The sequence below is a fragment of the Legionella sp. genome (assembly GCF_049790535.1).
Taxonomy (GTDB): domain Bacteria; phylum Pseudomonadota; class Gammaproteobacteria; order Legionellales; family Legionellaceae; genus Legionella.
In genome coordinates this window covers 1-6,564 of record NZ_JBAQZB010000127.1, presented here as the reverse complement: position 1 = coordinate 6,564, position 6,564 = coordinate 1, and the positions used below count along the sequence as shown (strand labels likewise).

The window sequence follows — 6,564 nt, the reverse complement described above, 5'->3', positions numbered from 1 at the left end:
AGCTAATAAAGACTGAAATGCTGCTATCTTTTTTTTAGAGGGTTGGGGATTACCAAGATAAATTAAATAGTCTTTAGCAAAAGAGCCAAAAAACTGTTGCTCTTGAAGTACTGAGGTGTAATGAAATAGGTCTTTTTTTATGGATAGGTTCGTCATAGTCGATTCCTATTGTTCAATGATAAATAACCACGAGCATTGTCTAATTGATACTTTGTTTAGAGCACGTGGCTTATATTCTCTTCAACTCTTTAGTTTTATTGTCTAGAATGGAGCGTAGGATAATCAATTCAAATAGATTATGCTCAGACCTAAAACCTTGTGAATCAATTTAAAAATATCTTGTCGCCGATTGATTTGAACACTTGTTCATAATGTGGGTTTTGCTCTATCAGTTTCTTTGCATACGCTAATGCGCCAAGTAAAATAGATTTGTCATGAGTCTCTATGCCCGACTTAATTACCAGCCCACCCAGCTCAATTTTACGCCGAGTATCTGCCCGGCGCTTTTGTAGTTTTTCCAGAGCGAGAGATTTTTCACATCGTGCAATGATCTGATTTTGTTTTTTGATTGGGTTATGGATGACCATGATGCAACTCCTTAGCAATCTTGGCAAAGATTAAATCGAGTTGCTTCAGGTCGTAGTATTGAAGGCTGTGTTTATAGACAAGAGTGCCAATTTCAACCTTATGTTTTTGTTGAAGTTTATCAAGTTTAAATTTAGCTTTTTCGATTCTATCCAAGAGTACTGCTTCCATTTGCGATACAGTCTTCGTAGACATAATCATTTCTCCGCAAATGAGGTAACAAAATAAGCGTACAACGCCAGATCTGTAAAAGCAATAGCTCATTGCCAATAAAAGTGAGTGCAGCGAACTTTAAAGTCCCGCAGAAGAGTAGTAGGTAGGAACATCACATTACTGCAATGTTCCCCCATAAAAACCGTACGTGCTGGTTTCCTCGCATACGGCTTCAATCAAGGAAACAGAATTAAGTCTGTTTCTTTTCTAAGCCAATCCGGCTGGATTAGCCGGTAACACTACAGATTCCTTGCGCCAGAACGTTTCTTAAAGTAGTTATCATACTTTGGGTAGTAGGGATTCGCTGCTGCCACTATTTTAATATGACGAATAATTTTGGTATCCGTCACATAACTTAGTGTTAACATTTTTGTTTTCTTTACCTTACAAGCGAAGGTCATATTGCGACGGTTTTCTATTGCTAGGTAATACCGTTGCTTGACCCATCTTAGGTTCTTGTTAGGATGTCGCCTGCATGCCCAGTGCCATAAAGTTCGCCAGATAAAGTTATCGACTTTATGGGGTTAGGTTCCGCCTATTCACCGTGCATGTTGTTTGTCCGTGCAATCCAAACTCAAACCTGGATTGTCCCATGCATGCCATTTTGGCTTGAGCTTATCAGCTTCTTTAGCTCATCATTGCTTTCGATGTTTAACAGCAGTTAACTTACATTAACCATACCCATTAGCCTAGTCTTATTCCGGATAAAGCTTCCAGATTCGTGTCTTACTTATCAGCAAATCCACGACGTTTACATCAGTAAACTTCAGTACATTGTTGTTCGAGCTTCGCACGAAACCGTTACCAGCGACGCACGTCAAACTAGGCTACTATGAACGGAATCATAGGTACTCTAATAGTCCCGTTACGAAACCAATAAATGCATTCCGTAGTTTGACTACCCGTACAATCACACAAACGACTTCTCGAGTCGCACTCAAGGGCGCAATATACATTCATTCGAATTTTTGCTAAATTAACCCCTGTATCAAAAAGAAAATGCTTCATGGATAAGTATTTTCATGAATTCAAAAGCAATCGATGGATCACAAACCTTATGGTGTATCCGTGGCTATTGCTTTTGCTCAAGTTTCCATTCATACCCGTGCTAAAGGACACAGTGCGATTGCGGCAAGTGCCTATCGTTCTGGTACAAAACTTTATGATGCAAGAACTGGTATTACGCATGACTATTCTAATCGCCCTGATGTGGTATTTTCCACGGTGCTTTTACCTCAAGATGCACTTTCTGAGTTTGCTAATCGTGAATTTTTATGGAATCAAGCGGAGCGTGCAGAAAATCGGCGAGATGCCCAATTGTGTAAAGATGTAGTATTAGCACTTCCTAAAGAATTGGATTTAGCACTGCAAATAGAGCTCACCAAACAGTTTGCGCAAACCCACTTTGTCGATAAGGGGTTGCTTGCGGATATTGCTATTCATGATAACGAGGATGGGAATCCTCATGCGCATATTCTTATTCCAACGCGGCGGTTGGAACGAAATCGGTTTTCAAAATATAAAGCTCGTGATTTGAATCCCGTGTTTGCCAAACGATTTATTGTTGAAAAAGAATATTGGGGTGAATTGTGGCGTGAACATCAAAATATTTTTTTTAAAGAGCAAGGGTTGGATCTTTCGGTTGATTTAAATCATTTGATCAGTGAGCGACATGCCGGGCGTGTGAATACTGATGGTTATCTGCATGAAGAAAACCAATTGATTAGGGATGCGCGCGCGGAGGTTGCCCTAAATCCAGAAGAATTTATTGAGCGAATCGCCGCTACTCATAGTGTTTTTACTCGACGTGATATTGAGCGCTTGGTGTTCAAAACATTTAAGAAAATTGAGCATTTGACGGATTATTTGCACACAGTCGCTGAAATTTTAGAGCATCAAAAAGTCATCAAATTAGGCAGCAATGATCGTGGCCTCGAATCCTATACCACGCGCCTTCAGTATATTGAAGAAGGCAAACTTCTTAGTCATGTAGAACGATTAGGTGTTCGAAAAAATCATGTGTTGCATCAATCATTGGATGGAATAATTGCACAATACAACCTCAATGAAGAACAAGCGGAAGCCATGCAGTTTATTAGCCAAGGTCGCGATATCAGCGTTGTCATTGGTCGCCCTGGTGTTGGTAAAAGTTATTTGTTAAAGCCCATAAAGGAATGCTATGAAGCTAATGGCTACACTGTATTGGGCGCATCATTGTCGGGAAAAGTTGCCAAAGCATTAGAGACAGAAACAGGCATTACTGCATCAACCATTGCATCATTGACCTACCGTCTCAAGACAGACAAATTGTCACTCACGCATGACCATGTGGTTATTATTGACGAGGCTGGGATGGTTGATTTTGACTCCCTCAGCTTTCTATTGAAAGCAGTTGATGAGGCGGGGGCAAAGATTGTTTTAGTTGGCGATCCAGATCAGCTCAAGCCCATTCATAAAGGTGAAATTTTCAGAGGCATTGCAGCACGTACAGGCTATATTGAGCTAGGAAATATAAGACGGCAGCGAGATGAAGGTGATCGAATGGCAAGCCTTGCTTTGGCGCGTGGTGAGGTAGGCGAGGCGGTTAATCATTATGCAAAAAAAGAGGCAGTTCATTTTTGTAATGGGCAAGATGAGGCTGCTGATTCCTTAGTCAAAGCATGGCAACAACATTTAACGCCTGAATCGCTAAAACAACATATAATGCTCGCATTTAGCCGTGCTGCGGTTGAAACACTGAATGCCAAAGGGCGAGAAGCCGCTATCGAGAAAGGCATGGTGAAGCAAGATGGATTTGAATACTTCTCTAAAAATGGAGCCAGTACAGTATTGCTCTCAGAGGGAGAGCGCATATTATTTCGTCAAAATAATAAACCATTAGGCGTTAGAAATGGTGATTTAGCAACAATAACCGAGATCAATGCTAAGGGTTTAACGGCTAGGCTAGATAGTGGTGAACAAGTCCAGATCCCTCACAACTATAAGTGGATTGATTATGGTTACGCTTTAACAGTTCATAAATCGCAAGGCATGACCGTAGAACATGCCAGTGTATTGATTGATAGCACTTACTGGGATAAACACCTTGCCTTTGTTGGAATGACCCGTCATAAAGAAACATTACGAATCTACGCAAATACTCATCACCATCCAGATTTAAATTCATTGACCAACACCTTGGCGCGCAACACGACGAAAGATAATGTGATTGATTGGCCTTTGGACTTTGCAATGCGGGTTGGTTTTGACTCCGATGGTCTTGTTGGTAAAGCCATAAACACTATTGCCAAGGCTGCAACAAACATCAAAGATAAATGGAATTACATCGTCAATTATGAGGCTTATTTGAATGCACAAGGAATAAAGAAACAGTTTGCAGAACAACAGTCTTTGCGTTCTGTTGCACGTTCTGTTGCAAATTTTATGGATGAAGCTCAGGATCTAAAGCAACAATTCAGGCAGTTGGATAAGGATGCTAAGGAAAAAAATCTTAAAGCGTATCAATTACCTGAGTTTGACACCCTTTATACGCATAGCCTTGCAAGAGACAAGCAAGCGGTAATGTTGTTTTCTTCTTACCAGGAATCTATTGAAAAAGTAGGAAAATCATCCAAACTGCTTGAGACAATACAGTCGTATAGTGAACGCTATGCGCGGTATCAAACGATAGAGGCAATCGCAAAATCATCCGTTGATAAGGGTTTAGGCAAACTTGCCTCAAAGATTAATTTATCGAAAGATTATGGCCACATTGTTCATTTGGCCTCTCAAAATCACCTGACTGCAGAATCGCTTGGCAAGAAAATTCAAACAGTTCAACAACAACATAAGCAAGAAATATGGGGCAATCTTTGTAAAGAGAAGCCTGTATTGACTGAATATGAAAAAGTAGTTCAGCAAGTTGCAAAAACAAAGGGGTACCGAAATGAGCAACTTCAAAAAGCGTTACAAACAGTCGCGGTGCGCATAACAAATGATTCGTGTTTGCTGAATCAGTTACAGCGTGACCTACCTAACGTTGCCACTAAAATTTTATCACAGGCTCAAGCTCAATTAGACCATGCTCGCGTCCATTAAGATAAAAATTGGGTATATGCAGGAGTGGCCTAATGATATCGTTATAATTATTGATGGGTTGCTTTGAGCATGACAAGGTAGTCGCTATCTTCGCTGTGAGTTGAGGCCTTAAATCCTGCTTTTTCATAGCATCGAATGGCGGCCTCATTATTTTTGTTTGGGTCGACGATAATCGCTTTAAAATTCAACAGAAATGTGGTAATGAAGTTGTTAATCATTTCGCTCCCCAACCCTTTGCCGCGATTTTCTGCAACGGCTATAAAACAATCAATGCCGGCTAATTCATACAGTTTGTATTGGTTGAACAATGGGTTATTATAATTTTTAACACCTTCAGGCAGATTTTCTGTTAAAAAATAATACTGTATAAAACCAATGGGGCTGCCGTTTTGATAAATAATAAAGCTTGGAACATTCTTTTCCCCCATTATCCTGGGTAGATAGTAATTTTTAATATCTTCCTGGGAGAAGCTTTGTCCTTTTTCATAGAATTGCTTAATGATGGGTTCTTGAACCCAGTGATATAGAATATCAAAGTCTTCTTCACACAATGGTTTAAATTCAAATTGATTCACGATGACTCCATTTAACTGACAAAATTGGTAGGTTTTTAATGTCATATCTGGCATATACTGTAATCACTTGCTGGTCTCTCATGGTTTTTATAAATATACCATTGTAACTGGCCTTATTAAATCGTCACTATTTTCATTAAAAGTATCTCTGTTTGGTTTTTCATGGAAAAATGAATGCCTTGTTGATTGTTCTTGTTTTGGAATTTTTGGCTTCTGTTGATCAACATATTGATTCAGGTAGTGATTAGCAATCGATATTGAGAATGCAAGTGCTGCAAAAATAAAGGGTACAAGCGGATTAGCCACTGAAACTGCAATAAACGGAAGCAGTATGTTTTTAAAAGCAAATAGACCGGCTGAGAGTACAGTTTTTTGGCTCTTTTGCTAAAGACTATTTAATTTATCTTGGCAATCCCCAACCCTCTAAAAAAAAGATAGCAGCATTTCAGTCTTTATTATCTCACGTGTGGTTACGACGAACGTTGTATTTAGATGGTCGGTTAACCGACCAAGAACGACGCTGTTTGTATTTATCCGCACAAGGTAAAAGTCTTAAAGAAATCGCTATCGTTCTCAATATTAGCGTTCGCCATGCTGAGCGGCATCGGCAGTCTATTTTTCAAAAATTAGAGTGCAAAAATATTGCAGAATCCATTGCTTTGGGTATTCGTTATGGGGAAATAACATTGGGTTAAGTGTTTTGGGCGAGTCGGTTTTCCGGCGTGGTTTTTCTATTCATGGAACGAGAGAATAGAAAGAAAACTAAAGCGAGAATATGCGATGACGCACAATCAACCCAGTAGTCTTCATCTCTTAATTATTGAGGATAGCCTCATATGTCAGCACATTTATCGTGCTGCCCTAGGTGGGCTTAATTATCAATTAGAGCTGATGGATACCGCAGCTCTATTTGGCGACATCGTGTCGCACGGGGTGTGACAAGCAATGGAACGAAAAGTTACTCTAAGGATTGCTACTATCACAGCCCTTAAATCATGACCGTGATTTAACGTTGTTATTTCCTGAGAAGAGTGGTGTTAATTAAACGCTCTCGATGTAAGGCAATAAAATATGTGGATAATAAGACATCCTCCAAGCATGGAATAATAGACTT

The 6,564-nt window shown here is 39.7% G+C and carries 7 protein-coding genes and 1 pseudogene; 3 read left to right on the top strand and 5 right to left on the bottom strand.

Features of this window, described 5'->3' with window-relative positions; translation table 11 throughout:
- Positions 1-323: 323 nt before the first annotated feature.
- From WA877_RS08030 to WA877_RS08020, 3 genes and pseudogenes are all read right to left on the bottom strand, one after another.
- Complete coding sequence (locus tag WA877_RS08030; RefSeq protein WP_425170397.1) at positions 324-587, bottom strand: conjugal transfer protein TraD; 264 nt, start codon at positions 585-587, stop codon at positions 324-326.
- A complete protein-coding gene (locus WA877_RS08025) occupies positions 574-780 on the bottom strand; it encodes a hypothetical protein (protein ID WP_425170396.1) in 207 nt (68 codons plus the stop codon). Before WA877_RS08025 ends, WA877_RS08030 begins: the two co-directional genes overlap by 14 nt.
- A 257-nt stretch (positions 781-1,037) precedes the next feature.
- Positions 1,038-1,304, bottom strand: a pseudogene (locus WA877_RS08020) (group II intron reverse transcriptase/maturase); the annotation flags it as partial.
- 535 nt (positions 1,305-1,839) lie between these two features.
- Between WA877_RS08020 and traA the strand changes: the two are divergent.
- Positions 1,840-4,875, top strand: a complete 3,036-nt coding sequence (gene traA, locus WA877_RS08015) for a Ti-type conjugative transfer relaxase TraA (RefSeq protein WP_425170395.1) — start codon at positions 1,840-1,842, stop codon at positions 4,873-4,875.
- A gap of 47 nt (positions 4,876-4,922) precedes the next feature.
- Here the strand turns inward: traA and WA877_RS08010 are convergent, their stop codons facing one another.
- A complete protein-coding gene (locus WA877_RS08010) occupies positions 4,923-5,450 on the bottom strand; it encodes a GNAT family N-acetyltransferase (RefSeq protein ID WP_425170394.1) in 528 nt (175 codons plus the stop codon).
- Between the two features lie 87 nt (positions 5,451-5,537).
- Complete coding sequence (locus WA877_RS08005; RefSeq protein WP_425170393.1) at positions 5,538-5,756, bottom strand: hypothetical protein; 219 nt, start codon at positions 5,754-5,756, stop codon at positions 5,538-5,540.
- A gap of 158 nt (positions 5,757-5,914) precedes the next feature.
- Between WA877_RS08005 and WA877_RS08000 the strand changes: the two genes are divergently transcribed.
- Positions 5,915-6,145: a response regulator transcription factor gene (locus WA877_RS08000; protein WP_425170392.1), complete on the top strand. Its 231-nt coding sequence runs from the start codon at positions 5,915-5,917 to the stop codon at positions 6,143-6,145.
- Positions 6,146-6,230: 85 nt separating this feature from the next.
- The gene (locus WA877_RS07995) at positions 6,231-6,389 is read left to right on the top strand and encodes a hypothetical protein (protein ID WP_425170391.1); all 159 of its coding nucleotides are present in this window, start codon (positions 6,231-6,233) and stop codon (positions 6,387-6,389) included.
- Positions 6,390-6,564: the final 175 nt, after the last annotated feature.